Source organism: Pseudomonas sp. GW456-12-1-14-TSB6 (assembly GCF_059424205.1).
The window spans coordinates 87,007-110,161 of the sequence record NZ_JBWKZE010000021.1 but is presented as its reverse complement, the minus strand read 5'-3'; the positions used below and the strand labels follow the sequence as shown (position 1 = coordinate 110,161).

The 23,155-nt window shown below is 59.6% G+C and carries 16 protein-coding genes; 6 read left to right on the top strand and 10 right to left on the bottom strand.

What is annotated here, in order from left to right:
- Positions 1-20: 20 nt before the first annotated feature.
- Together metH and AC07Y2_RS19715 are read left to right on the top strand one after the other, a co-directional pair.
- Positions 21-3,731 (top strand): methionine synthase, encoded by a 3,711-nt coding sequence (gene metH / locus AC07Y2_RS19720; protein WP_103386645.1) that lies wholly within the window; start codon positions 21-23, stop codon positions 3,729-3,731.
- A 109-nt stretch (positions 3,732-3,840) separates the two neighbouring features.
- On the top strand, positions 3,841-4,059 hold the full coding sequence (locus AC07Y2_RS19715; protein ID WP_007959515.1) for a DUF2970 domain-containing protein: 219 nt from the start codon (positions 3,841-3,843) through the stop codon (positions 4,057-4,059).
- A 5-nt stretch (positions 4,060-4,064) separates the two neighbouring features.
- Here the strand turns inward: AC07Y2_RS19715 and AC07Y2_RS19710 are convergent, their stop codons facing one another.
- Positions 4,065-5,138: an ABC transporter substrate-binding protein gene (locus AC07Y2_RS19710; RefSeq protein WP_103386646.1), complete on the bottom strand. Its 1,074-nt coding sequence runs from the start codon at positions 5,136-5,138 to the stop codon at positions 4,065-4,067.
- A 525-nt stretch (positions 5,139-5,663) separates the two neighbouring features.
- Between AC07Y2_RS19710 and AC07Y2_RS19705 the strand changes: the two genes are divergently transcribed.
- Together AC07Y2_RS19705 and AC07Y2_RS19700 are read left to right on the top strand one after the other, a co-directional pair.
- The gene (locus AC07Y2_RS19705; RefSeq protein ID WP_085668220.1) at positions 5,664-7,322 is read left to right on the top strand and encodes a nitrite/sulfite reductase; all 1,659 of its coding nucleotides are present in this window, start codon (positions 5,664-5,666) and stop codon (positions 7,320-7,322) included.
- On the top strand, positions 7,306-7,800 hold the full coding sequence (locus tag AC07Y2_RS19700) for a DUF934 domain-containing protein (RefSeq protein ID WP_007959510.1): 495 nt from the start codon (positions 7,306-7,308) through the stop codon (positions 7,798-7,800). Before AC07Y2_RS19705 ends, AC07Y2_RS19700 begins: the two co-directional genes overlap by 17 nt.
- Before the next feature lie 61 nt (positions 7,801-7,861).
- On the opposite strand, the gene AC07Y2_RS19695 is transcribed toward AC07Y2_RS19700, so the two are convergent.
- Both AC07Y2_RS19695 and sohB read right to left on the bottom strand, forming a co-directional pair.
- Complete coding sequence (locus AC07Y2_RS19695; RefSeq protein WP_158248863.1) at positions 7,862-12,724, bottom strand: NEL-type E3 ubiquitin ligase domain-containing protein; 4,863 nt, start codon at positions 12,722-12,724, stop codon at positions 7,862-7,864.
- Positions 12,725-12,919: 195 nt separating this feature from the next.
- On the bottom strand, positions 12,920-13,942 hold the full coding sequence (gene sohB / locus AC07Y2_RS19690; protein ID WP_039768836.1) for a protease SohB: 1,023 nt from the start codon (positions 13,940-13,942) through the stop codon (positions 12,920-12,922).
- Positions 13,943-14,149: 207 nt separating this feature from the next.
- Here sohB and AC07Y2_RS19685 point away from each other — a divergent pair, with 207 nt between their 5' ends.
- Both AC07Y2_RS19685 and AC07Y2_RS19680 read left to right on the top strand, forming a co-directional pair.
- Positions 14,150-14,860, top strand: coding sequence for a histidine phosphatase family protein (locus AC07Y2_RS19685; protein WP_103386648.1), 711 nt, complete (start codon positions 14,150-14,152; stop codon positions 14,858-14,860).
- 48 nt (positions 14,861-14,908) lie between these two features.
- Positions 14,909-15,226, top strand: a complete 318-nt coding sequence (locus tag AC07Y2_RS19680) for an SCP2 sterol-binding domain-containing protein (protein WP_007959502.1) — start codon at positions 14,909-14,911, stop codon at positions 15,224-15,226.
- A 72-nt stretch (positions 15,227-15,298) separates the two neighbouring features.
- Here AC07Y2_RS19680 and AC07Y2_RS19675 read toward each other — a convergent pair whose 3' ends face one another.
- Genes AC07Y2_RS19675 through AC07Y2_RS19645 form a run of 7 tightly spaced genes read right to left on the bottom strand, consistent with a single transcriptional unit; the run spans position 15,299 to position 23,073 of the window.
- On the bottom strand, positions 15,299-15,898 hold the full coding sequence (locus AC07Y2_RS19675) for a hypothetical protein (protein WP_103386649.1): 600 nt from the start codon (positions 15,896-15,898) through the stop codon (positions 15,299-15,301).
- A 2-nt stretch (positions 15,899-15,900) separates the two neighbouring features.
- Positions 15,901-16,938, bottom strand: coding sequence for a hypothetical protein (locus AC07Y2_RS19670; RefSeq protein WP_039768839.1), 1,038 nt, complete (start codon positions 16,936-16,938; stop codon positions 15,901-15,903).
- Between the two features lie 12 nt (positions 16,939-16,950).
- Complete coding sequence (locus AC07Y2_RS19665) at positions 16,951-17,478, bottom strand: PAAR domain-containing protein (RefSeq protein WP_039768840.1); 528 nt, start codon at positions 17,476-17,478, stop codon at positions 16,951-16,953.
- 35 nt (positions 17,479-17,513) lie between these two features.
- Positions 17,514-19,148 (bottom strand): ABC transporter ATP-binding protein, encoded by a 1,635-nt coding sequence (locus AC07Y2_RS19660; RefSeq protein ID WP_103386650.1) that lies wholly within the window; start codon positions 19,146-19,148, stop codon positions 17,514-17,516.
- Position 19,149: 1 nt separating this feature from the next.
- On the bottom strand, positions 19,150-20,172 hold the full coding sequence (locus tag AC07Y2_RS19655; RefSeq protein ID WP_039768841.1) for an ABC transporter permease: 1,023 nt from the start codon (positions 20,170-20,172) through the stop codon (positions 19,150-19,152).
- Positions 20,172-21,236, bottom strand: a complete 1,065-nt coding sequence (locus tag AC07Y2_RS19650) for a microcin C ABC transporter permease YejB (protein ID WP_085668228.1) — start codon at positions 21,234-21,236, stop codon at positions 20,172-20,174. The genes AC07Y2_RS19655 and AC07Y2_RS19650 overlap by 1 nt, the downstream gene beginning before the upstream one ends.
- On the bottom strand, positions 21,223-23,073 hold the full coding sequence (locus AC07Y2_RS19645) for an extracellular solute-binding protein (protein WP_103386651.1): 1,851 nt from the start codon (positions 23,071-23,073) through the stop codon (positions 21,223-21,225). Before AC07Y2_RS19645 ends, AC07Y2_RS19650 begins: the two co-directional genes overlap by 14 nt.
- Between the last annotated feature and the right edge of the window lie 82 nt (positions 23,074-23,155).

The window sequence follows — 23,155 nt, the reverse complement described above, 5'->3', positions numbered from 1 at the left end:
GTCTTTTTCGAGTAGCCCCAATGTCCGATCGCAGCGTCCGCCTTCAAGCTCTCAAGCAAGCTCTCAAAGAGCGCATCCTGATTCTCGACGGCGGCATGGGCACGATGATCCAGAGCTACAAGCTCGAAGAGCAGGATTATCGCGGCAAACGTTTCGCCGACTGGCCGAGCGACGTCAAGGGCAACAACGACCTGTTGGTGCTGACCCGCCCGGACGTGATCGGCGGAATCGAGAAAGCCTATCTGGATGCCGGTGCCGACATCCTCGAGACCAACACCTTCAACGCCACGCAGATTTCCATGGCCGACTACGGCATGGAAGAACTGGTCTACGAACTCAACGTAGAAGGCGCCCGTCTGGCGCGCAAGGTCGCCGACGCGAAAACCCTCGAGACCCCGGACAAGCCGCGTTTCGTCGCCGGCGTTCTGGGCCCGACCAGCCGCACCTGCTCGCTGTCGCCGGACGTCAACAACCCGGGCTATCGCAACGTCACCTTCGATGAGCTGGTGGAAAACTACACCGAGGCCACCAAAGGCCTGATCGAGGGCGGCGCGGACCTGATCCTGATCGAAACCATCTTCGACACCCTCAACGCCAAAGCCGCGATCTTCGCCGTGCAAGGCGTGTTCGAAGAACTGGGCTTCGAGTTGCCGATCATGATTTCCGGCACCATCACCGACGCCTCCGGCCGCACCCTGTCGGGCCAGACCACCGAAGCGTTCTGGAACTCCGTGGCCCACGCCAAACCGATTTCGGTCGGTCTGAACTGCGCCCTAGGTGCCCGCGAACTGCGTCCGTACCTGGAAGAACTGTCGGACAAGGCCAGCACCCACGTTTCGGCGCACCCGAACGCTGGCCTGCCGAACGAGTTCGGCGAGTACGACGAACTGCCGGTGGACACCGCCAAGGTCATCGAAGAATTCGCCCAGAGCGGTTTCCTCAACATTGTCGGCGGTTGCTGCGGCACCACCCCCGGCCACATCGAAGCCATCGCCAAAGCCGTCGCCGGCTACGCGCCACGGCAGATTCCGGACATTCCCAAGGCTTGCCGCCTCTCAGGCCTGGAGCCGTTCACCATCGATCGCAGCTCGCTGTTCGTCAACGTCGGCGAGCGGACCAACATCACCGGTTCCGCAAAATTCGCCCGCCTGATCCGTGAAGACAACTACACCGAAGCCCTGGAAGTCGCCCTGCAGCAGGTCGAGGCCGGCGCCCAGGTGATCGACATCAACATGGACGAAGGGATGCTCGATTCGAAGAAGGCCATGGTGACCTTCCTCAATCTGATTGCCGGTGAGCCGGACATCTCCCGCGTGCCGATCATGATTGACTCCTCGAAATGGGACGTGATCGAAGCCGGCCTCAAATGCATCCAGGGCAAGGGCATCGTCAACTCGATCAGCATGAAAGAAGGCGTCGAGCAGTTCATCCATCACGCCAAACTGTGCAAGCGCTACGGCGCAGCCGTGGTGGTGATGGCGTTCGACGAAGCCGGCCAGGCCGACACCGAAGCGCGCAAGAAAGAAATCTGCAAACGCTCCTACGACATTCTGGTCAACGAAGTCGGCTTCCCGCCGGAAGACATCATTTTCGACCCGAACATCTTCGCCGTGGCCACCGGCATCGAGGAACACAACAACTACGCTGTGGACTTCATCAACGCCTGTGCCTACATCCGTGACGAACTGCCGTATGCCCTGAGCTCCGGCGGCGTGTCCAACGTGTCGTTCTCGTTCCGTGGCAACAACCCGGTGCGCGAGGCGATCCACTCGGTGTTCCTGCTGTACGCGATCCGCGCCGGCCTGACCATGGGCATCGTCAACGCCGGTCAGCTGGAGATCTACGACCAGATCCCGCAGGAACTGCGCGACGCCGTTGAAGACGTGATCCTCAACCGCACGCCGGAAGGCACCGACGCCCTCCTCGCCATCGCCGACAAGTACAAGGGCGACGGCAGCGTCAAGGAAGCCGAGACCGAAGAATGGCGCAGCTGGGACGTCAACAAGCGTCTGGAGCATGCGCTGGTCAAGGGCATCACCACCCACATCGTCGAAGACACCGAAGAGTCCCGTCAGTCCTTCGCGCGCCCGATCGAAGTGATCGAAGGCCCGTTGATGTCCGGCATGAACATCGTCGGCGACCTGTTCGGCGCCGGCAAAATGTTCCTGCCGCAGGTGGTGAAATCCGCCCGTGTGATGAAACAGGCGGTGGCGCACCTGATTCCGTTCATCGAACTGGAAAAGGGCGACAAGCCGGAAGCCAAGGGCAAGATCCTGATGGCCACGGTGAAGGGCGACGTGCACGACATCGGCAAGAACATCGTCGGCGTGGTACTGGGTTGCAACGGCTATGACATCGTCGACCTCGGCGTGATGGTGCCAGCCGAGAAGATCCTGCAGGTGGCCAGGGAGCAGAAGTGCGACATCATCGGACTGTCCGGCCTGATCACCCCGTCGCTGGATGAAATGGTCCATGTGGCCCGCGAGATGCAGCGCCAGGACTTCCACCTGCCGTTGATGATCGGCGGCGCGACCACCTCCAAGGCACACACGGCGGTGAAGATCGAGCCCAAGTACAGCAACGACGCGGTGGTCTACGTGACCGACGCCTCCCGCGCCGTGGGCGTGGCGACGCAGTTGCTGTCCAAGGAACTGAAGGCCGGCTTCGTCCAGAAGACCCGCGAAGAGTACATCGACGTCCGCGAGCGCACCGCCAACCGCAGCGCCCGTACCGAACGTCTGAGCTACGCCGCCGCGATCGCCAAGAAGCCACAATTCGACTGGGCCACCTACACCCCGGTCAAACCGACCTTCACCGGCACCCGCGTGCTGGACAATATCGACCTCAACGTCCTGGCCGAGTACATCGACTGGACGCCGTTCTTCATCTCCTGGGACCTGGCCGGCAAGTTCCCGCGCATCCTCGAAGACGAAGTGGTCGGTGAAGCCGCGACCTCGCTGTACAAGGACGCCCGCGAGATGCTGACCAAGCTGATTGACGAGAAGCTGATCAGCGCCCGTGCAGTGTTCGGCTTCTGGCCGGCCAATCAGGTGCACGACGACGATATCGAGCTGTACGGCGATGACGGCAAGCCAATGGCCCGCCTGCATCACCTGCGCCAGCAGATCATCAAGACCGACGGCAAACCGAACTTCTCCTTGGCCGACTTCGTCGCGCCGAAGGACAGCGAAGTGACCGACTATGTCGGTGGTTTCATCACCACCGCCGGGATCGGTGCCGAAGAAGTGGCCAAGGCTTATCAGGACGCTGGCGACGATTACAACTCGATCATGGTCAAGGCCCTCGCCGACCGTCTGGCCGAGGCCTGCGCCGAGTGGCTGCACCAGCAGGTGCGTAAAGAGCACTGGGGTTACGCCAAGGATGAAGTCCTCGACAACGAGGCGCTGATCAAAGAGCAGTACTCCGGCATCCGCCCTGCCCCGGGCTACCCGGCGTGCCCCGATCACACCGAGAAGGCCACCCTGTTCGCCCTGCTCGACCCTGAGGCCCAGGAAATGCGCGCCGGTCGCAGCGGCGTGTTCCTGACCGAGCACTACGCGATGTTCCCGGCGGCAGCGGTCAGCGGCTGGTACTTCGCCCATCCGCAGGCGCAGTACTTCGCCGTGGGCAAGGTCGACAAGGATCAGGTGCAGAGCTACACCTCGCGCAAAGGCCAGGAACTAAGCCTGACCGAGCGCTGGCTGGCGCCGAATCTGGGTTACGACAACTAATCCGGCTTCACGCGACACCCTGTGGGAGCCAATTGGCTCCCACAGTTATTTCTGTGGCTTCAAAGGCGTTGGCTATGCTTGTCTGACACACACGGCAGACGAGGGATTTATGGACGATCCAGTCGACAACAAGCCACCGACGTTCTGGCAGATGCTGCATAGCGTCATGGCGGCGGCGTTCGGGGTGCAGAGCGGCAAGAACCGGGCAAGGGACTTCACCCACGGCAAGCCCAGCCATTTCATCTTTTTGGGTATCGCATTCACGGCGGTGTTCGCGCTGACGCTGTTCGGCATTGTGCAACTGGTGGTGCACCTGGCGGGCGTCTGACGGCCCTAGTGCATCAGGGTCTGCAGATTGAACGGGTAGCGATACGAAACCGGGCGCCCTTTCGCCGAGAGCTTGCGAAAGTGCACGCCGTAGTCCGGCGAGGCGCCCATGGCAAGGATTCGACGGGCATGATCCCTGTCGATCAGTTGCAGTAACGGAATCTGCCGATCCTGGCCGCCATACTGATTCAGATCGACGCCTTGCGCGTGATCATGCAGCTCGACCAGTGCCCAGCCACCCAGGGTGAAATGGCCGCCGAGCAACGCGCTCAGGCGCCCGTCGACCACCGCCTGCAAAGCCTTGGGCGAGGTATTGACCGCGCTGAACAGCACGTCCTTGCCCGGCACCTTTCCGGCTTCGGAAACGGCGCGCATCGCACCGAAGGCCATTTCATCGTTGGCCGCCCACACCAATGACACCTTGGGATAGCGAACCAATAATTGCCTGGCCTGCTCGTAGGCACGCTGCTGCGTCCAGCCGCCGTAGACCAGTTGTCGCAAACGCACTTGCGGACTCTCCGCCAGGGCTCGCTGCATGCCCTTTTCGCGCAATTGCGCCGATGGCGTGATCTTGAGGCCGGAAAACGCCAGCAGATCGATGCTTTCACCGGGCGCCACAGGCGGATGCAGGCGGATCAGCTCTTTCATCATCAGGTAGCCGCCCTCCTCGTCATTGGGCACCAGGCTGCCGATGCGATCCGCGCCCTCTGTCACCAGTGCCTGCTGGTTGGACGTCAGTCCCGAGTTGACAATAAAAAGCTTCACACCACTGCCATTGGCCAAGCGCAGAATCTGCGGTGCCACGTACTGTTCGTTGACGAACACCAGATAATCCGGGCGATCTGGCCCCTGCAGGGCCAGTCGCGCCTGCGCCAGGGTCAATTCCGGCTGACGCTGGGCGTAGAGGATGCGCAGGTCGATGCCCAGATCCCGGGCGGCAGCCTGCATGAATTGCGAATAGCTGACCCAGAATGCTTCCTGCGTCGAGCCCGGATTCAGGAACAGCACCGACTCCGCACGCGCGCAGGTACCGAAAACCGCGCCGAACAGCAGCAGGCTGAGGTGAAGAAGCTTGAACATGAATCATCCGGGCCCAAGGAAAAATGGCCGCGCATTATAGCCATTGATCACCTGGCCTTTGGCGCTTGATCCCGCCTTTTGTCCGACAATCGTCGCAAGCGGGGCCCGGACGAGTCGTTTTACTGATGGCTGACCCAGAATACCGCCGTTCCAACGACCAGAATGATCAGGAACAGAATCGCCCAGGCATCGACGCTGCTATCGCTTTTCCTTGCTTTGGTTGGGTTGCTCATTGCATCGCCTCTTGTCGGTTTTATCGGTGATTGCAGAAAGACTCGTCCACAGTAAAGACGATGATTGTCCGCACGACAAATGTGGTTTAGTTGACAGTGATTCTTGTTAGGCGATTTGGTTCTTTACATATACTCAAACATCACTTTTGCGCATAACTGCAAACGGGTATATTGCCCCGGCTCCGTCAGGGAGTGCGCGGCCGTGCGCGCAGAATTGCAGAGGAACCATCGGACTCCAGCAAGCGAAAACGCAGCGTTTTCCGAGTGGCCAAAGCCTGAGAACAGGACTTATATGTACGTATACGACGAGTACGATCAGCGGATCATCGAGGACCGCGTCAAGCAGTTCCGTGATCAGACCCGGCGCTATCTGGCAGGTGAGCTGAGCGAAGAAGAATTCCGCCCCCTGCGCCTGCAGAATGGCCTGTATATCCAGCGTTTCGCGCCGATGTTGCGAGTGGCGGTGCCTTACGGCCAACTGACCTCGCGTCAGGTGCGCATGATGGCCAAGATCGCCCGCGACTATGACAAGGGCTACGCCCACATCAGTACGCGGCAGAACGTGCAGTTCAACTGGCCGGCGGTCGAAGACATCCCGGACATCCTCGCCGAACTGGCCACTGTGCAGATGCACGCCATCCAGACCAGCGGCAACTGCCTGCGCAACGTCACTACTGACCAGTTCGCCGGTGTCGCAGCCGACGAGTTGATCGACCCGCGTCCGTGGTGCGAAATCGTTCGTCAGTGGACCACGTTCCACCCGGAATTCGCCTACCTGCCACGCAAGTTCAAGATCGCCGTCAACGGTTCGACTTCCGACCGCGCGGCCATCGAAGTCCACGACATCGGCCTTGAGCCGGTACACAACGCTGCTGGCGAACTCGGTTTCCGCGTGCTGGTCGGCGGTGGTCTGGGTCGTACCCCGGTGGTCGGTGCGTTCATCAACGAGTTCCTGCCATGGCAGGACCTGTTGAGCTACCTCGACGCGATCCTGCGGGTGTACAACCGCTACGGGCGTCGCGACAACAAATACAAGGCGCGGATCAAGATCCTCGTCAAGGCGCTGACGCCGGAAGTCTTCGCCCAAAAAGTCGATGCCGAGATGGAACACCTGCGCGGCGGCCAGACCACCCTGACCGAAGCCGAAGTCCATCGCGTCGCCAAACACTTCGTCGACCCGGACTACAAGGCACTGAGCAGTCAGGACGCCGAACTGGCCGCCCTCGACAAAGAGCATCCGGGTTTCGCCCGCTGGCGCACCCGCAACACCCTGGCGCACAAGAAGCCGGGCTATGTGGCCGTGACCCTGTCCCTGAAGCCGACCGGCGTTGCACCGGGTGACATCACCGACAAGCAGCTCGACGCCGTCGCCGACCTGGCCGACCGCTACAGCTTCGGTCAACTGCGCACCTCCCACGAGCAGAACATCATTCTGGCCGACGTCGAGCAGAGCCAGCTGTTCACCCTGTGGGGCGAGCTGCGCGAGCAAGGTTTCGCCACGCCGAACATCGGCCTGCTGACCGATATCATCTGCTGCCCTGGCGGTGATTTCTGCTCCCTGGCCAACGCCAAGTCGATCCCGATCGCCGAATCGATCCAGCGCCGCTTCGACGACCTGGACTACCTGTTCGACATCGGTGAACTGGACCTGAACATCTCCGGCTGCATGAACGCCTGCGGTCACCACCACGTCGGCCACATCGGCATCCTCGGTGTGGACAAGAAAGGTGAAGAGTTCTACCAGGTCTCGCTCGGCGGCAGCGCCAGCCGTGACGCCAGCCTGGGCAAGATCCTCGGCCCTTCCTTCGCCCAGGAAGACATGCCGGACGTGATCTCCAAACTGATCGACGTGTACGTGGAACAGCGCACCGAAGACGAGCGTTTCATCGACACCTACCAGCGTATTGGCATCGACCTCTTCAAGGAACGCGTCTATGCAGCGAATCATTAAGAACAACGAGGTCGTCGACGAAACCTGGCACCTGCTGCCCAAGGATTTCAACATCGACGAAATCAGCAACTGCGACGACCTGATCGTCCCGCTGCAGCTGTGGCGTGAACACGCCCGCATGCTCAAGGCCCGCGATGGCGGTCTGGGTGTGTGGCTGGACGCCGATGAAGAAGCCGAAGAAATCGGTGACGACGTCAATGAGTTCCAGGTGATTGCCCTGAACTTCCCGGCGTTCACCGATGGCCGCAATTACTCCAACGCCCGCCTGCTGCGTGACCGCTACGGTTTCAAAGGTGAACTGCGGGCGATTGGCGACGTACTGCGCGACCAGCTGTTCTACATGCGCCGTTGCGGTTTCGATGCCTTCGCCCTGCGCGCGGACAAAGACCCGTACGATGCCCTTGAAAGCCTCAAGGACTTCTCGGTGACCTATCAGGCCGCCACTGACGAACCGCTGCCGCTGTTCCGTCGCCGCTGAACATGCGCCTGAGCCCGGCTACCGGGCTCAGGATCGCACCGTTTCCCCCCACTGTTTCAGCTCACAGGCGCGCAGAACCCTGTGCTTGCACACTGCTCAGTCCTGGATGCCGGGCCAGGGCCTGTTCGGTCAACTGTCGGGTCAGTCTCGCCATTTGGTTTCGATAGTTTTCGAAGATCGCCATCATTCTTTGAGTCGCAACCGGCCGTGGCAGCTCTGCCTGCACCTCCAGTCGCGCGAACGCGTCAGCACTGTCATTCAGCACCGTCAGAAACTGTTCCCGATATATCGTATGCAAGTACTGCGACCAGAAAGGCTGTGTCTTGATCGACGCCAGCAGTGCGGGTGAGTTTTCTGCCTTGACGACCTCGGTGTAGGCCCGGTCCAGTTGCTCTTCGGTGATCTCGACATCGAGTCGGACATTGATGTCCCGTGGCTGGGCAGGCAGATCCAGTCGCTGGGCAAGCCCGACCCGGTAGCCGAGGTTCAGCTCCAGCGCCTGCTGACGACTGAGCGTGCCATCCTGCGTACGGCTGCTTATCTCGATCAACGCCTGCTTTTCCACTTCCTGCAAACGGAACAGGCCCCGCAGCAACCGGATCAGCTCCCCTTCAAGAGACTGCGCACCGGAGCGCGCAGCCTCCATTGCCCGGTAACACAACACCCTGACTTCGATATCACTGAACAGAGCCGAGGCATCTGCAGCACTGACTCGACCGACCCAGGCCATTCGAAACAGCGCGTTACGCAGTTCATCGCTTTCTGAAGCGGCCTGCAACACGTTCCAGACTCGCTGGGCCAACTGTGTATGTTGGCGGGTGTAGTCGGCGGTGTAACGCATTTGCTCGAGCACCAGAAAGAAATCCCTGGACCGCGGGTTGGTGATCAATGCCGCCCAGGTCCGCTGCATCTGGACGACCAGATCGCCTGCCACGCCCGAGACCCAGTGAGCACCCAGTGCATCCGTACGCAGCGCCTCCGGCACTCGCTGGATGTAGTCGGCAGTAATCACGCCCAGGCTGATGCCACGATCCCGCTGGTAGGTTGCGATTGCTCTCAGGGTGGCAGGCGAAAGCGGATTGCCGTCGACATTAGTACCTCGGTTCAGCTCCAGACGAGCCGTGAACACTGAGTCGGGCAGTGTCGCGATCATGTTGTCACGCAGATCCAGGGTTTGCAGTTCAGCCAGACCGTATACGCCCAATGGCCACTGACTGATGCCACTGGCACGCAATGACAGGTGACGCAAGCGACTCCAGGAGGTCACGGCCGGCAAGCGGCCGAGATCAGGATTGAAACTCAGGTTCAACGATTGCAGATGTGTCATTGCGGCTAGCGAAGCCTGTGCTTCAGCGGTCAGATGAATCTGATTGTTGCTCAGATTCAGATGGGTCAGCCGTGACATGCTCTCAAGCGCCAGGGGAACCCGAGTCAGCCCGTTTCCAGTCAGGCTCAAGTCGTTCAGATTGGGGAAGTTATGCAAAAAAGCATTCAAACCGGCACTGGCGCCCACATTGTCCATTTCCAGTGCATTGACATGTCGGAAGTCGGCGACGATGACAGGCAGGTCGCCAAGCGGTTGCGGATCAAACACCAGTCTGTAGAACGTCCGGGAGGCTTGCGTCACGGTAGCGGATTCCCTGCGCCAGGCCTGCAGAATCGCCTGGGCGGCCCTTGCCTTGCTGCGCGGAGGAACTTTGCGCCTCGGGCCGTCGCCCACCTGATATCGGGTGTCGCGATGAACCCATTGCTCCAGCGTATTACGCATCGACTCGTATTGTTGCCTCAACCCCTCGAGCGTCCGGACTGCCAGTACATCGTCGCTGTCCAGTGTCTTCACGAAATGATCGATTTGCGCAGCCGAATGCGAGGGGAACAACTCCCGGGCACGTTGTATCAGTACAGATGATCGCCTGGATGCCGGGTCTGCAGGTGGCTCGGCCAGCCAGGTCGATCGTTCCACCAGGCGATCAGCCAGGACCATGGGCGAGCGATAACCTTCACGCAACGCTTCCTTTTCCAGCAGGCGGGCGAAAACCTCGCGTCGTTGATGAGCCATCGCAGTGATTTTTCGACGCAAGACCTCCTCTCCTTTGTCGACGTCAACCTTCAGGGATTTTCGTGCGTGCTCCGGCAGACCGTCCCACAGCGCATGAAAGAAACTCTCGCGAGTGCGGCCGTCGTGAGTTGTAAGCACTTTTTCGTCCGCATCGAGTGCTTGAAATCGATCCGTGTAGGCTTCGATAAAAACCTTGTGGCGCGCAGTCGTACTGCCGATACTCGCGCGCTCGTCCGAATGCACCGCCCACTCCACAATTTCGATGAACACGTCGGCAGGCCACCCCGGCAGACTGGCCAGGCTATCCAGCACCAGCAGATCGCTGGACAGCCCACAGGCGGCGTCCAGATAAAGTCCTTCGTAGGCGCGATTCAACCGAACGACTTGCTCATAGCGCCGCGCTTCTTCGGCCAGACGCAAAGGCACGCTACCGGACTCGAGTTCTTCCAGTTCTCCCGAATCAGCGTTGGCCACCAGTTCATCGGCAACGCTCGCTGGCAGACCGGCAAATGCCTCACGTACCGGCTCGGCCAGGGATTCGCGAAGAACGTCGGTCTGGAGATCGACCCGACGGAACAGTCCCAGGCGTGATTTGTTCGCCTTGCCGGCGATCACGACCCTCAGCTGTTCGATCTGTCCGGCCTGGTCAGCGGGCGCCGAGCCTAGCAAGCGCAATCGTTGAGGGCTGTCGAGACCGGCCAGCAACACCGGATAGTAATCACCCTTGTGAAGCCGTTCTTCGCCGATCTTCAACCGCTGTAGCGCCTTTGCCGGACCATAGCGTTCGATTTCCTTTCCGACGACACTGACCACACTCACCGCGAGGTTTTTTGGCCACCCAGGGGCGGACGTAAGGAGGAAAAGTTGCAAGTCCGGGTTGGCAGCAGAAGCGGATAAAGGGTTATTCAACTGTTTCATGAATTGCTCGACAGCCGCATCGGCGCGAAATCGCCTGACGCTGTCGACGAGCACGGCCATCGGCTTGCTTCGATCAATGAACAGTTGCCGCAACGGCTGTTCGCCGATATCGATGGTCGCCAGGACTTGCAAAGCCTGCGCATCGGTAAGGTGTTCCTGGCGATACCCCAGACGACGGAACAGTCTCAGGCGGTTCCAGTCCTGGGGAAGTTCGGAGTCGTGTCGCCAGGCGCCGGCGCGGTTGGTTTCCAGTACGGGGGAGTAACGGTCCGCCACGTCATGATGGGCCACCTCCCAAACATCGGACTCAGGCCTCGGCCGTACGACATAGTTGTCGGAGTCAATGCGCAAATAAAGGTTGCTGTGCTCTCGGACGAGCCCCTGTTCGTCCATTTCGATCCCGCGAGGCATCGCCCGGTGCCGCCTGTAGGCCGCCAGATCGACATTCCACAACCGCAGCACACCCGACGAGATAGGCACTGAACGCAGTCGCTGGATGAAGGGGGAGGCCCTGACCACCTTGTAGGTACCGATCGCTACCTTTGCGCCTGCGGTCGCAGCAGACATTACAATCAGGTTCTCGATGGTATCAAAGAGATAATCCGTGGCCCGCTCCTGGTCCCCCGCTGCCCAGCTGGAAATACCTTCGTAAATATTGTCAAGCAACTGGATACCGGCCACGGCAAACATGACTTCACCAACAACAGGCACAAATGAGGCGAAGAACAGTGCCGTATTGAACGCAATGGTTTTGTAGGTATCGAGCCTGGCCAACCGGGTCTTTTCGTCCTCGTCATCCGTCGGGATCACCAGCAATCGTGCATCTGCGCGGATGCGTTCGGCCTGCATCTGGAACATTGCCCGAAACAGATCATTCTTGTGCTCTTTACCCAGATCAAGCTCTTCGAGCGGGAGATAGATAGAGTCCTTGGGCAGGATCGGAGGTGTCACCGACAACAAGCGCTTATCCAGAGCAGCGAGAAACTCGGGGCGATCCTTGAGCTTGATGAACCCCATGAAAAAACCGAGAAATTCGGTTGTTCTCAGGCGACGACTTAGATCTACCTCAAATCGGTTAAACGACAGATACTCTTTCAAAGGGTGCAGCGAATCACCCGGCAGGTAAATCACACATCGGTCGTCGTTTTCGCTGACGGGCGCTATGGATATCGGACCATGCAGTTGTACGCCCAGTATTTTCAGAGTCTTGTACGCAAGGACATTCTGATCCGGTTGGTTCGATGACTCTTCGTTCCCCACGGTATGAAGCATACGGTATACATCGGCACTGATATGTTTTTGCAGGTAGGCAAGATGCCGTTCGACCGCGAATCGATCTTTGGCATAGACCAGACCTTTATCAAGCAGGCTGCCAGTTTTATTCTTGTCACCGAACAAATCAGCCACATGGGCTTGATATTGCTTTCCCAGATCCAGATCTCGACAAAGCTTGGCAAACTCATGAGGCTCAATTGAAAGTGTCCGACTGACATGCCCCGTTATCTTTTCCGGAATATAGAGATGTGATTGTTCATGATAATTCTGGGGCAGTGTCTCGCTGACTTCAAAGTTTTCACATGCAGCGGTCAATAGATCCCGTTCAATCGGCAGCACAAGTTTGCGTCGCAGCCCAAGCAGGCTGGAAGTGGAGCGCACATGTTGAAATACCACCCCCTCCACCTGAAAAGGTTCGGCCAACCTGTCGGACATGGCCTTGGCCAGTAAAGGTTTGCAGAATTGCTCCGGCGACTTGAATGCTCGCAACGCGCTGACCGCAGCGTTCCTCGACACATAGCTGGACTTCAGGCTTGCATATAAGTCATTCCGAACTTCGGCTGATGACTCAAGCATCCAGGCAGGGGTATGTTTTTTCAACAGATCAAAATGCACACCCTGTTCAGCCGGTGTCATTTCTAAAGTTATTTTTTCGTCTCGCCTAACTTCCATGTAAAACATCCATCAAACAATTTTGAATAATTAGCCTAGAGCCGGGGCCAATTAAAAAAAAGCATAAATAGTTGATGGATACGAACTATGAAACAGCAGTAACTTTAAACTTTAAACTATATATGTAACGCACATCGTTTCAATAAAAATGCAGAGGGGGCAGTTGGCATTTGCCGCCGACGCCCCCACGGAGCATTACCAGAAACGCTGCTGGGTCAGACGACTCCACCAGCTCAGCAACACGCGATCCACCGAGCCGCTGGCCGCCATGCCGATCCGCTCCTGCAGGCTTTTGCGTTCAGCGTAGTGCAGGTGATAGACCTCGGACTGTTTGGCGCGCTCGGCCAGGTATTCGTCGCTGGTCTTGAGTTCGTCGACCAGTTGCTTGTCCAGTGCCGCGATGCCGAGCCAGACTTCACCGGTGGCGACCTCGTCGATCGCCAGCTGTGGGCGATAACGGGCAACGAAGTTCTTGAACAGCTGATGGGTGATGTCCAGGTCTTCCTGGAATTTCTCCCGGCCCTTCTCGGTGTTTTCACCGAACACGGTCAGGGTGCGTTTGTACTCGCCGGCGGTCAGTACTTCGAAATCGATGTCATGCTTTTTCAGCAGGCGGTTGACGTTGGGCAACTGCGCCACCACACCGATGGAGCCGAGGATGGCGAACGGCGCGCTGATGATCTTCTCGCCGATGCACGCCATCATGTAGCCGCCGCTGGCTGCGACCTTGTCGATGCACACGGTCAACGGCACGCCGGCTTCACGAACGCGTGCCAGTTGCGACGAAGCCAGACCGTAGCTGTGCACCATGCCGCCGCCGCTTTCCAGACGCAGGACCACTTCGTCCTTCGGCGTGGCCAGGGTCAGCAGCGCGGTGATTTCGTGGCGCAGGCTTTCGGTGGCCGAGGCCTTGATGTCGCCGTCGAAGTCGAGCACGAACACCCGAGGTTTGGCTTCGGGTTTCTTTTTCTGTTTCTTCTCGGACTTGGCCTGGCCCTTGCGCAAGGCCTTGAGCTGATCCTTGTCGAGCAGGGTCTGCTCCAGACGCTCACGCAGGCCTTTATAGAAATCGTTGAGCTTGCTGACCTGCAACTGGCCCGCAGATTTGCGCCGGCCCTTGCTGCGCAACGCAGCAAAACTGGCCAGCACCACCAGAATGGCGATGACCAGCGTTACGGTCTTGGCCAGGAAACTGGCGTATTCAGTCAAAAACTCCACAGTGACTCCTTCAAACGATGCGCGATCTTGAAACACACGCGGGAATTGGCTCCAGCATACCCATGCACCGGCCCGTCGGCCAGCCGTGAAACCTCTGGCAACAAGGCTGGAACGGGCATTTCAAACAAGCGTATGTTTTTTCATTGACAGCTCACCGTCATCCCCATAACCTCGCCTCAACCTTCAACGTACCGGGACGACGCGGACGTGGGCAGCATCTACTTGATTCGACATGGCCAGGCCTCCTTCGGTGCAGACGACTATGACGTCCTGTCGCCGACCGGTGTACGCCAGGCAGAAATTCTCGGCCGCCACCTCGCCGAACTCGGAATCAGCTTCGACCGCTGCCTGTCGGGCGACCTGCGCCGCCAGCAACACACGGCCAACAGCGCGCTGGAACAGTTCGCCGCCGTCGGTTTGCCGGTTCCGGCTCTGGAAATCGATTCGGCCTTCAACGAATTCGATGCCGACGCCGTGATCCGCGCCCTGCTCCCGCCCATGCTGCCGCAAGAGCCCGAAGCACTGGAAATCCTGCGCAACGCCGCACAAAACCGTGGCGAGTTCCAGCGCATCTTCGCCTTGATCATCGAACGCTGGCTCGCCGGCACCTACGACACACCTGGCCTGGAAAGCTGGCTGGGTTTCGTCGAGCGGGTCCAGGCCGGTCTGCACCGAATACTCGAACAAGCCGACAACACCCAGAAAATCGCGGTGTTCACTTCCGGTGGCACGATCACCGCCCTGCTCCACCTCATCACTCAAATGCCTGCCCGGCAGGCCTTTGAACTGAACTGGCAAATCGTCAACACCTCGCTCAACCAGCTGAAGTTCCGCGGTCGCGAGGTGGCTCTGGCTTCCTTCAACAGTCATGCACACCTGCAACTGCTGAAGGCCCCGGAACTCATCACGTTTCGCTGAGTCCGGATTACTGTGACCCTGCTGCAATCAACCAAAAAGGATCGAACCATGACCTCCGTAGCTGATGCCGTAAAAGCAATGCAAGCCAAGTTCAACCCAGCCGCCGCTGCCGGTCTGGATCTGGTCTTCGGTTTCAACATCACTGACGAAGACAAGCAATACGCCCTGATCGTCAAAGACGGCACCTGCGACATCCAGGAAGGCGAAAACCCGGACGCCAACTGCACGCTGGTGCTGGACAGCGAAACCCTCAAAGGTATCGTCAGCGGCGAAACCGACGGCATGCAGGCTTTCATGGGCGGCAAGCTGCGCGTTGAAGGCGACATGATGCTGTCGATGAAACTGTCCGAGCTGTTCCCGGCGTAAACGTCCGGACGCAATTCGCGAATCCCGCCTCTGGCGGGATTCGTGCTTTCAGAGGCCGATGATCTCCAACCATCAACGTGTTGAACCCGGCGCTCTTTCCAGCTCTCGCTGAATATCTCGAAACGCAGTGGCCGCTTCACTTCCTTCAGCCAGATGCTCAGCCATCGACCCAGTCAGCATTTTTTTGTCGGTGACATCCCAGTCAATCGTGATGACAAACGTGTCGCCCCCAAGAGTCACAAACAACCAATAGGAATCCACCGGTCTGTCCGGTTGGGAGAACGCACTGTAGGCATATCGAATCTGGCGACGAAGATCCGGTGTATCGAGAACCAGCCCCTCTGTATCCACCTTCGGATAACGCTCTTCCATCGCAACCAGCACTTTGGTCAGAAACTCGTCATTCGAAATGCCCCTCAACGGATCAGGACTGTTGCGCAGCATGGTGACAGGACTCTGTGCGGAAGGCGTACCCATAAAACGCGGTCGATACATTCCCGAGCTGAACCATCGTGTCGCGTCAAAGCGCGTTTCTTCAGGGCTCCAGTCGCCGTAATACATCATTACCCTGGCGGACATTTGATCTTCCTTGCTGTAATAAAAAAATACCGTAGTGATGAACACCGCCAGCAAGATGAGCAGGAGGCTGTTCTTTCTCGATAGACGCAGCATGCTCAAGCGGGTCTGTATTCAAGAAGGTGGGCCGGCACCCCGGTGGGGGTATCCCCGGAACGGACATCACGATGTGCACCCAACGCATCCAGCGGGTAACCCACGGTTTTCTCGTGAAAACTGCGGCTGTCCTCATGTGCTACCAACTTGCGCTCCTCATCAGTAACCGTTGAAAGGGGTTTTTGCGGGGCCTTTTCATCTGGAAGCTCAGCCGTCGGGTTCTTCGCTGTCTTACGGTGTTCTGCAAGCTTTCGTTGATACTCGATATTCTTGCGGGTGTAGCTTTCCATCGCCTCCCTGTCGGAGGCCATCCGCTGACGCGTGCCGGGCACCGATTGCCGCTCCGCGTTGGTGCCATAAGTCGTGTCGTAATTGCTGCGACGCGGAAACGCCATGACGGTTGTCCGGGTTGCATTAGCCATGATTTGCGCGAGGCTGAGTTCATAATGAGGGTCTTCGCCCTCGAGCACCCAACGCTCGGCGTTGATGCCCAGCCCGGTGCGACAGGCATAAGAGTGAATCTTTGCACCGTATGCAAACGCTTCCGGCTTGAACATTTTCGCCTGGGCATCACGTAATCGGTAACTTTCACGCTTATCCAGCTCGTATCCCAGCTCGATTGCACCCACTACGCCATGGGAGAAAAAATCGAGCTGTTTGATTTCTCTGCCGCGACGTTGCCGGGTAAAGATGAAATCCACCAGGCCGGATATTGAATCCAGTTCCCGGTATTGCGCGCCATGATCGCGCTCGACTACCAGTTTCAAGGCCGCCAGCAGGTTTTGCGGATAGTCATCCTTGAAAATCAGAAAGACGCGTTGTTTCGAAAAACTTGGCGTGCCTTCGGGGTACTTCGTCAGTTGTCGGATGCCTTGATTGATGAAGCGCATTTTATTGCCCTTCTGCCCGCGCCAGTTTTCTATCGTCGACATGTAGGAAGCCCCCACCACGGTCACATAATCCTGTGCCAGCGTGCCCGTGACCTGAGTCGTCGCATGCTGATCAGTGGTCTTGGCCTGTTTCTTCTTTGGTGCAGCCACGCGTCGCCCTCCTTAATAGTCGATGCCCAGGGCATCCAGATGGAGGGCCGCTTCCTTGCCCCACTGAACAACAATGGATGTCGGATCGGCTGTAAATACCCTCTCAGCATTGCCATGGTTGTCGGTATGGCCGACCAGGCGCTGTCCATCGCCGGTTTCGATGCAATAGAGCATGTCGGGAATTGCTTCGCCGGTGGTTTCGTCCACCAGCTGGAAGCGTTCACTGTGTTTTGGCACGGTGACAATCGGGCTGAAAGGCGCGGAACCGACCTGCGTGCCGACAAAAACGTCGCCGGAGCCGGTAATGATCATTCCGCCATGGGCTGTGGCGCTGCCGAGGAAGGCGATTGGCTTGCCGTTGATCAGGATGTTGCCGATGCCCTCGGTGACGGAATCACCGCAGGCGGTGGTATCACCGACTCGCAGCACAGGCATGCCATTGATGTTCACATTGGGTGAACCGCTGGTGCTGGGGTTGGTACCGTGTCCAGTGATCGGGCAGGCATTGAGATCGCTGAGGCGCGCGGCAGGTTTTGCCATCATCTACATCCTTGTATGAGCGGAGGCCGCGAAATTTACCGGATCTGCCCTGTGGGTGAAAGGCTGGCCTCCTGCCTGCCCGTCTCTGCCGTGACCGGTGTCACAAACGATGCAGCCAGCAGTTCCCGCGTATACGGGTGTCGGGCCGAATGAAACAACCCGGCCGTTTCGCCACGCTCCACCACCTCGCCATCCTTCATCACGATCAGATCGTGGGCCAGCGCCCGCACCACCGCCAGGTCATGACTGATGAACAGATAAGTCAGACCGTGTTCCTCCTGCAACCTGCGCAACAGCGCGACGATCTGTTTCTGCACCGTGCGATCCAGCGCCGACGTCGGCTCATCGAGCAGGATCAGATCCGGCTTGAGCACCAGCGCCCGAGCGATGGCGATACGTTGCCGTTGCCCGCCGGAAAACTCGTGGGGATAGCGATGACGCGTCGCCGGATCGAGCCCGACTTCCTTCAGTACATCGATCACAGCCTGCTCGCGCGCCTGCGCATTCAAGTCGCTGTGCACCTGCAGACCTTCGGCAATGATCTGCTCCACACACAAGCGCGGACTCAGGCTCCCGAACGGGTCCTGAAACACCACTTGCAGGCGTTTGCGCAGCGGACGCAATTGCTTGCCGCTCAGCTGTTCGAGCGCCTCGCCCTTGAAGCGGATGCTGCCGTCGGCGTCGATCAGACGCAGGATCGCCTGACCCAGCGTGGATTTACCCGAGCCCGACTCACCAACAATCCCCAGCGTCTTGCCCCGCTGCAGGTTCAAATCGATGCCGTTGACCGCATGCAGATACGATTTCGGCCGAAGCCATCCGCCACCCAGCGGAAAGCGCACATTCAGATCACGAACCTCGAGCAAATCCTCTGCTGCATCACGGCAAAGCGCCGCGCCGCCGGGTTCGGCGTTGAGCAATTCGATGCTGTAGGGATGCTGCGGCGCGCGGAACAATTGCTCGCAGCTTGCCTGCTCAACGATCTCGCCCGCACGCATCACCGCCACCCGCTGGGCGATGGTACGCACCAGATTCAAGTCATGGCTGATGATCAGCAGCGCCATGCCCAGGCGCTGTTGCAGTTCCTTGAGCAGCAACAGAATCCTGCGCTGGACCGTGACGTCGAGGGCCGTGGTCGGCTCATCGGCGATCAGCAACTGCGGTTCGCACGCCAGCGCCATGGCGATCATCACCCGTTGCCGCTGCCCGCCGGAGAGCTGATGCGGATACGCCTTGAGCCGCTCGCGCGGACGTTGAATGCCCACCAGTTCCAACAGCTCCAGAATCCGTTTGCGCGCCGCCGTGCCCGCCAAGCCTTTGTGCAGCGCCAGGCTTTCGCCGAGTTGGCGCTCGATGCTGTGCAACGGGTTGAGCGAACTCATTGGCTCCTGAAAAATCATTGCGATGCGGTTGCCGCGCAGTTGCCGCAGATAGCGCTCGTGCACACCCAGCAGCTCTTCGCCGCCATAGCGGATGCTGCCGTCGATCTGCGTGATGTTCGGGTCCAGCAGTTGCAGAATGCTGTGGGCCGTTACCGACTTGCCGGAGCCGGACTCGCCGACCAGGGCCAGGCATTCCCCCGGACAAATGTCGAGGTCGATGCCGTGCACCACTTCCTGCCCTTTGAACGCCACCCGCAGGTCGCGTATTTCGATCAGATGTTCGCGCATATCAAGTCCTGGGGTCGAAGGCATCTCGGCAGGCTTCGCCGATGAATACGAGTAGAGAAAGAATCAGCGCCAGGGCAAAAAATGCCGTCAGCCCCAACCACGGTGCTTGCAGATTGTTCTTGCCCTGGCCGATCAGTTCACCCAGCGAAGCACTGCCGACGGGCATGCCGAAGCCGAGAAAATCCAGCGCCGACAACGTGGCGATCGCCCCGGTCAGAATGAACGGCAGGTACGTCAACGTCGCACTCATGGCATTGGGCAGAATGTGCCGCACGATCACCTGCGCATCGCCGACACCCAGCGCCCGCGCCGCTTTCACGTACTCGAGCCCCCGGCTGCGCAGGAACTCGGCGCGCACCACGTCCACCAGACTCAGCCAGGAAAACAGCGCCATGATCCCCAGCAACCACCAGAAATTCGGCTCGACGAAGCCCGACAGAATGATCAGCAGATAAAGCACCGGCAGGCCCGACCACACTTCCAACAGACGCTGCCCGAGCAAGTCGACCCAGCCGCCGTAATAACCCTGCAAGGCACCGGCGGCGATACCGATCAACGCGCTCACCGCCGTCAACGCCAGCGCGAACAACAGCGAGACCCGCGTGCCGAATATCACCCGCGCCAGCACATCCCGCGCCTGATCGTCGGTGCCCAGCCAGTTTTCAGTAGTGGGCGGACTCGGGGCCGGTTCGGTGAGGTCGTAGTTGGCCGTGTCGAAGCCGAACGGGATCGGCGCAAACCACATCCGTCCGCCCTGCCCCTCGATCAGTTCACGCACCTGGGCGCTGCGGTAGTCAGGCTGGAACGGCAGCTCACCGCCGAAATCCTGCTCGGTGTAGCGCTTGAACGCCGGGAAAAGCCACTCGCCCTGATACGTCACCAGCAACGGTTTGTCGTTGGCGACCAGTTCGCCGCCCAGGCTCAGGCCGAACAGCGCGAGAAACAGCCACAACGACCACCAGCCGCGCCGATGGGCCTTGAACCGCGCCCAGCGGCGCTGTCCGATGGGAGAAAGCGTCGGCATCAGGCAGTCCTCGCGGTGAAGTCGATGCGCGGATCGACCAGCGTGTAGCACAGGTCGCCCAGCAGTTTTATCAAGAGCCCGAACAGGGTGAAGATGAACAGCGAACCGAACACCACCGGGTAATCCCGTGACACCGCCGCCTCGTAGCTCAGGCGGCCGAGACCGTCGAGGGAGAAGATCACTTCGATCAGCAACGAACCGCCGAAGAACACCGTGACCAATGCCTGAGGCAATCCGGCCACCACCAGCAGCATCGCGTTGCGAAACACATGCCCGTACAACACCTGTCGCTCGCTCAGGCCCTTGGCCCGAGCCGTGACCACGTACAGCCGTGAGATTTCATTGAGAAAGCTGTTCTTGGTCAGGATCGTCAGCGTCGCGAAACCGCCGATCACCAGCGCACTGACCGGCAACACCAGATGCCAGAAGTAATCGGCAACCTTGCCCCACAGCGACAGCTCGGCAAAGTTGTCCGAGACCAGCCCGCGCACCGGAAACCAGTCCAGCGCCGTCCCGCCGGCGAACACCACGATCAGCAGCAGCGCAAACAGAAACCCCGGCATGGCGTAGCCGATGATGATCGCCGCGCTGCTCCAGACATCGAACGCCGAACCGTTGTGCACCGCCTTGCGAATCCCCAGCGGGATCGACACCAGATAGGTGATCAGCGTCGCCCACAAACCCAGCGACAGGGTCACCGGCAGCTTCTGCCAGATCAGTTCGGTCACCGTCGCGCCACGGAAGAAGCTCTTGCCGAAGTCCAGTTGCGCGTAGCTCTTGAGCATCAGCCACAAGCGCTCGCCAGCGCTTTTGTCGAAGCCATACTGCCGCTCGATCTCGGCCACCAGTTTCGGATCCAGCCCCCGAGTCGCGCGGGACTCGCCGCCAATGTTCTCGACATGACTGGCACCCACCGCCGCACCGACACCGATCCCCTGCAATCGGGCGATGGCCTGCTCGACCGGGCCACCGGGCGCGGCCTGCACAATCACGAAGTTCACCAGCAGAATCGCCAGCAAGGTCGGCACGATCAGCAGCAGACGCCGCAGGCTATAACCCCACATGGGCGTACTCCTTGTGCTGTTGCTGCATCTGCGTCGAGGTCAGCGCGGTCGGGCTGATTTCCCACCAGGTGTCGAGTCCGGCGTCGTACAACGGCGCAATAGCCGGGCGACCGAAGCGGTTCCACCACACCGTGGAAATCCCCGGCGGGTAATAGTTGGGAATCCAGTAGTAGCCCCACTGCAACACCCGATCCAGAGCATGGGCGTGGCGCAGAAGGCTCTCGCGATTGTCGGCCTGCACCACACCTTCTAGCAGCGCATCCACCGCCGGATCGCGCAGCACCATGTAGTTGTTCGAGCCAGGATCGTCGGCACCCTCGGAGCCGAAGTAGTTGAACAGCTCGCGCCCCGGCGCCTGACTCACCGGGTAACCGACGACGATCATGTCGTAGTCGCGGCTGCGCACGCGGTTGGTGTATTGCGCGGTGTCGACCTGGCGGATATCGAAGCCGATGCCGATCTGCGCCAGGTTGCGCTTGAACGGCAGCAGCAGGCGCTCGAAGCCCTTCTGGCCGTTGAGAAAAGTGAATTGCAACGGCTCACCGGCGGCATTCACCAATTGATCGCCACGGGGTTTCCAGCCGGCGGACTCCAGCAATTTCAGCGCCTGCAACTGTTGCGCACGAATATTGCCGCTGCCGTCGGTGCGCGGCGCCTCGAATACCTGGCTGAAGACTTCATCGGGAATCTTGCCGCGCCACGGATCAAGGATTTTCAGTTCCTCGGCATCCGGCAGTTCGGTGGCCGACAACGCGCTGTGGGAAAAGAAGCTGCGCTGGCGCAGGTACATGCTGCGCATCATCTGCCGGTTGCTCCATTCGAAATCCCAAAGCATGGCGATCGCCTGCCGGACCCGGCGATCCTGAAACATCGGTTTCTGCAGATTGAACACAAACCCTTGAGACCCTTGCGCAGCGCCGGGTGCGAGGTGTTCGCGCAGCAACTTGCCCTGCTCCAGCGCCGCGCCGGCGTAACCGATGGTGTAACTGGTGGCGGAGAACTCGCGGTTGTAATCGAAGCCGCCGGCCTTCAGTACTTGTCGCGACACGTCGGTGTCGGCAAAAAACTCCACGCTCAACTGATCGAAGTTATAGAGCCCGCGAGTGATCGGCAGATCCCTGGCCCACCAGTCCTTGATCCGCTGGAATTTCACGCTGCGTCCGGCATCCACCGCGCTGACCTTGTACGGCCCGCTGCCCGGCGGAATCTCGAAGCCTGCGCCATCGGCGAAATTGCGTGTGCGCCACCAATGCTCGGGCAGCACCGGCAACGTCGCCAGATCCAGCGGCAATGTGCGGCTCTCGTTGTTCTTGAACACGAAACGCACCTGGGTCGGCGACTCGACCTGCACCTCGGCGACATCACGAAACTGCTGGCGATACTTAAGGCTGCCCTGGGTAGTGAACAGTTCGAAGGTGTAGCGCACGTCTTCAGCGGAGATCGGCGTGCCGTCCTCGAACCGCGCCTTGGGGTTCAAGTAAAAGCGCAGCCAGCGGCGGTCCACGTCCAACTCCATGCGTTGCGCGACCAGCCCGTAGACGCTGTAAGGCTCGTCCTTGCTGCGATAGGCCAGCGGCGCATAGAGCCAGCCGTCGATGTCGGCAACGCCGGTGCCTTTGTCGATGTAGGGAATCATGTGATCGAACGGGCCGCTCTCCAGCGAAGAGCGGCGCAAGGTTCCACCCTTGGGCGCAGCGGGATTGGCGTAGGCCAGGTGCTGGAAGTCCGGGGCGTATTTCGGGGCTTCGCCGTAGACCGTGAGGGCGTGTTGGGGCGCTGCGAACAGCGCCGGGCTCAGCAACAGACCGACACTGAACAGAATGACTCTGGAAAACATGGGCAGATCCTTTCACCACGTGCCTGCCTGACTGTGATGTGCAACAGGCCGGGCCTTTTTATAGGGCGGGGTTTAGAACGAT

What these genes read in the sequence shown, in the direction of transcription:
- AC07Y2_RS19710 (WP_103386646.1), bottom strand. Translation starts at nt 5,138, where the DNA reads ATGTTCAAGCTTCTTCACCTCAGCCTGCTGCTGTTCGGCGCGGTTTTC.
- metH (WP_103386645.1), top strand. Translation starts at nt 21, where the DNA reads ATGTCCGATCGCAGCGTCCGCCTTCAAGCTCTCAAGCAAGCTCTCAAA.
- AC07Y2_RS19675 (WP_103386649.1), bottom strand. Translation starts at nt 15,898, where the DNA reads ATGCTGCGTCTATCGAGAAAGAACAGCCTCCTGCTCATCTTGCTGGCG.
- AC07Y2_RS19645 (WP_103386651.1), bottom strand. Translation starts at nt 23,073, where the DNA reads ATGTTTTCCAGAGTCATTCTGTTCAGTGTCGGTCTGTTGCTGAGCCCG.
- AC07Y2_RS19650 (WP_085668228.1), bottom strand. Translation starts at nt 21,236, where the DNA reads ATGTGGGGTTATAGCCTGCGGCGTCTGCTGCTGATCGTGCCGACCTTG.
- AC07Y2_RS19715 (WP_007959515.1), top strand. Translation starts at nt 3,841, where the DNA reads ATGGACGATCCAGTCGACAACAAGCCACCGACGTTCTGGCAGATGCTG.
- AC07Y2_RS19695 (WP_158248863.1), bottom strand. Translation starts at nt 12,724, where the DNA reads ATGGAAGTTAGGCGAGACGAAAAAATAACTTTAGAAATGACACCGGCT.
- AC07Y2_RS19665 (WP_039768840.1), bottom strand. Translation starts at nt 17,478, where the DNA reads ATGGCAAAACCTGCCGCGCGCCTCAGCGATCTCAATGCCTGCCCGATC.
- AC07Y2_RS19680 (WP_007959502.1), top strand. Translation starts at nt 14,909, where the DNA reads ATGACCTCCGTAGCTGATGCCGTAAAAGCAATGCAAGCCAAGTTCAAC.
- AC07Y2_RS19660 (WP_103386650.1), bottom strand. Translation starts at nt 19,148, where the DNA reads ATGCGCGAACATCTGATCGAAATACGCGACCTGCGGGTGGCGTTCAAA.
- AC07Y2_RS19705 (WP_085668220.1), top strand. Translation starts at nt 5,664, where the DNA reads ATGTACGTATACGACGAGTACGATCAGCGGATCATCGAGGACCGCGTC.
- AC07Y2_RS19700 (WP_007959510.1), top strand. Translation starts at nt 7,306, where the DNA reads ATGCAGCGAATCATTAAGAACAACGAGGTCGTCGACGAAACCTGGCAC.
- AC07Y2_RS19655 (WP_039768841.1), bottom strand. Translation starts at nt 20,172, where the DNA reads ATGCCGACGCTTTCTCCCATCGGACAGCGCCGCTGGGCGCGGTTCAAG.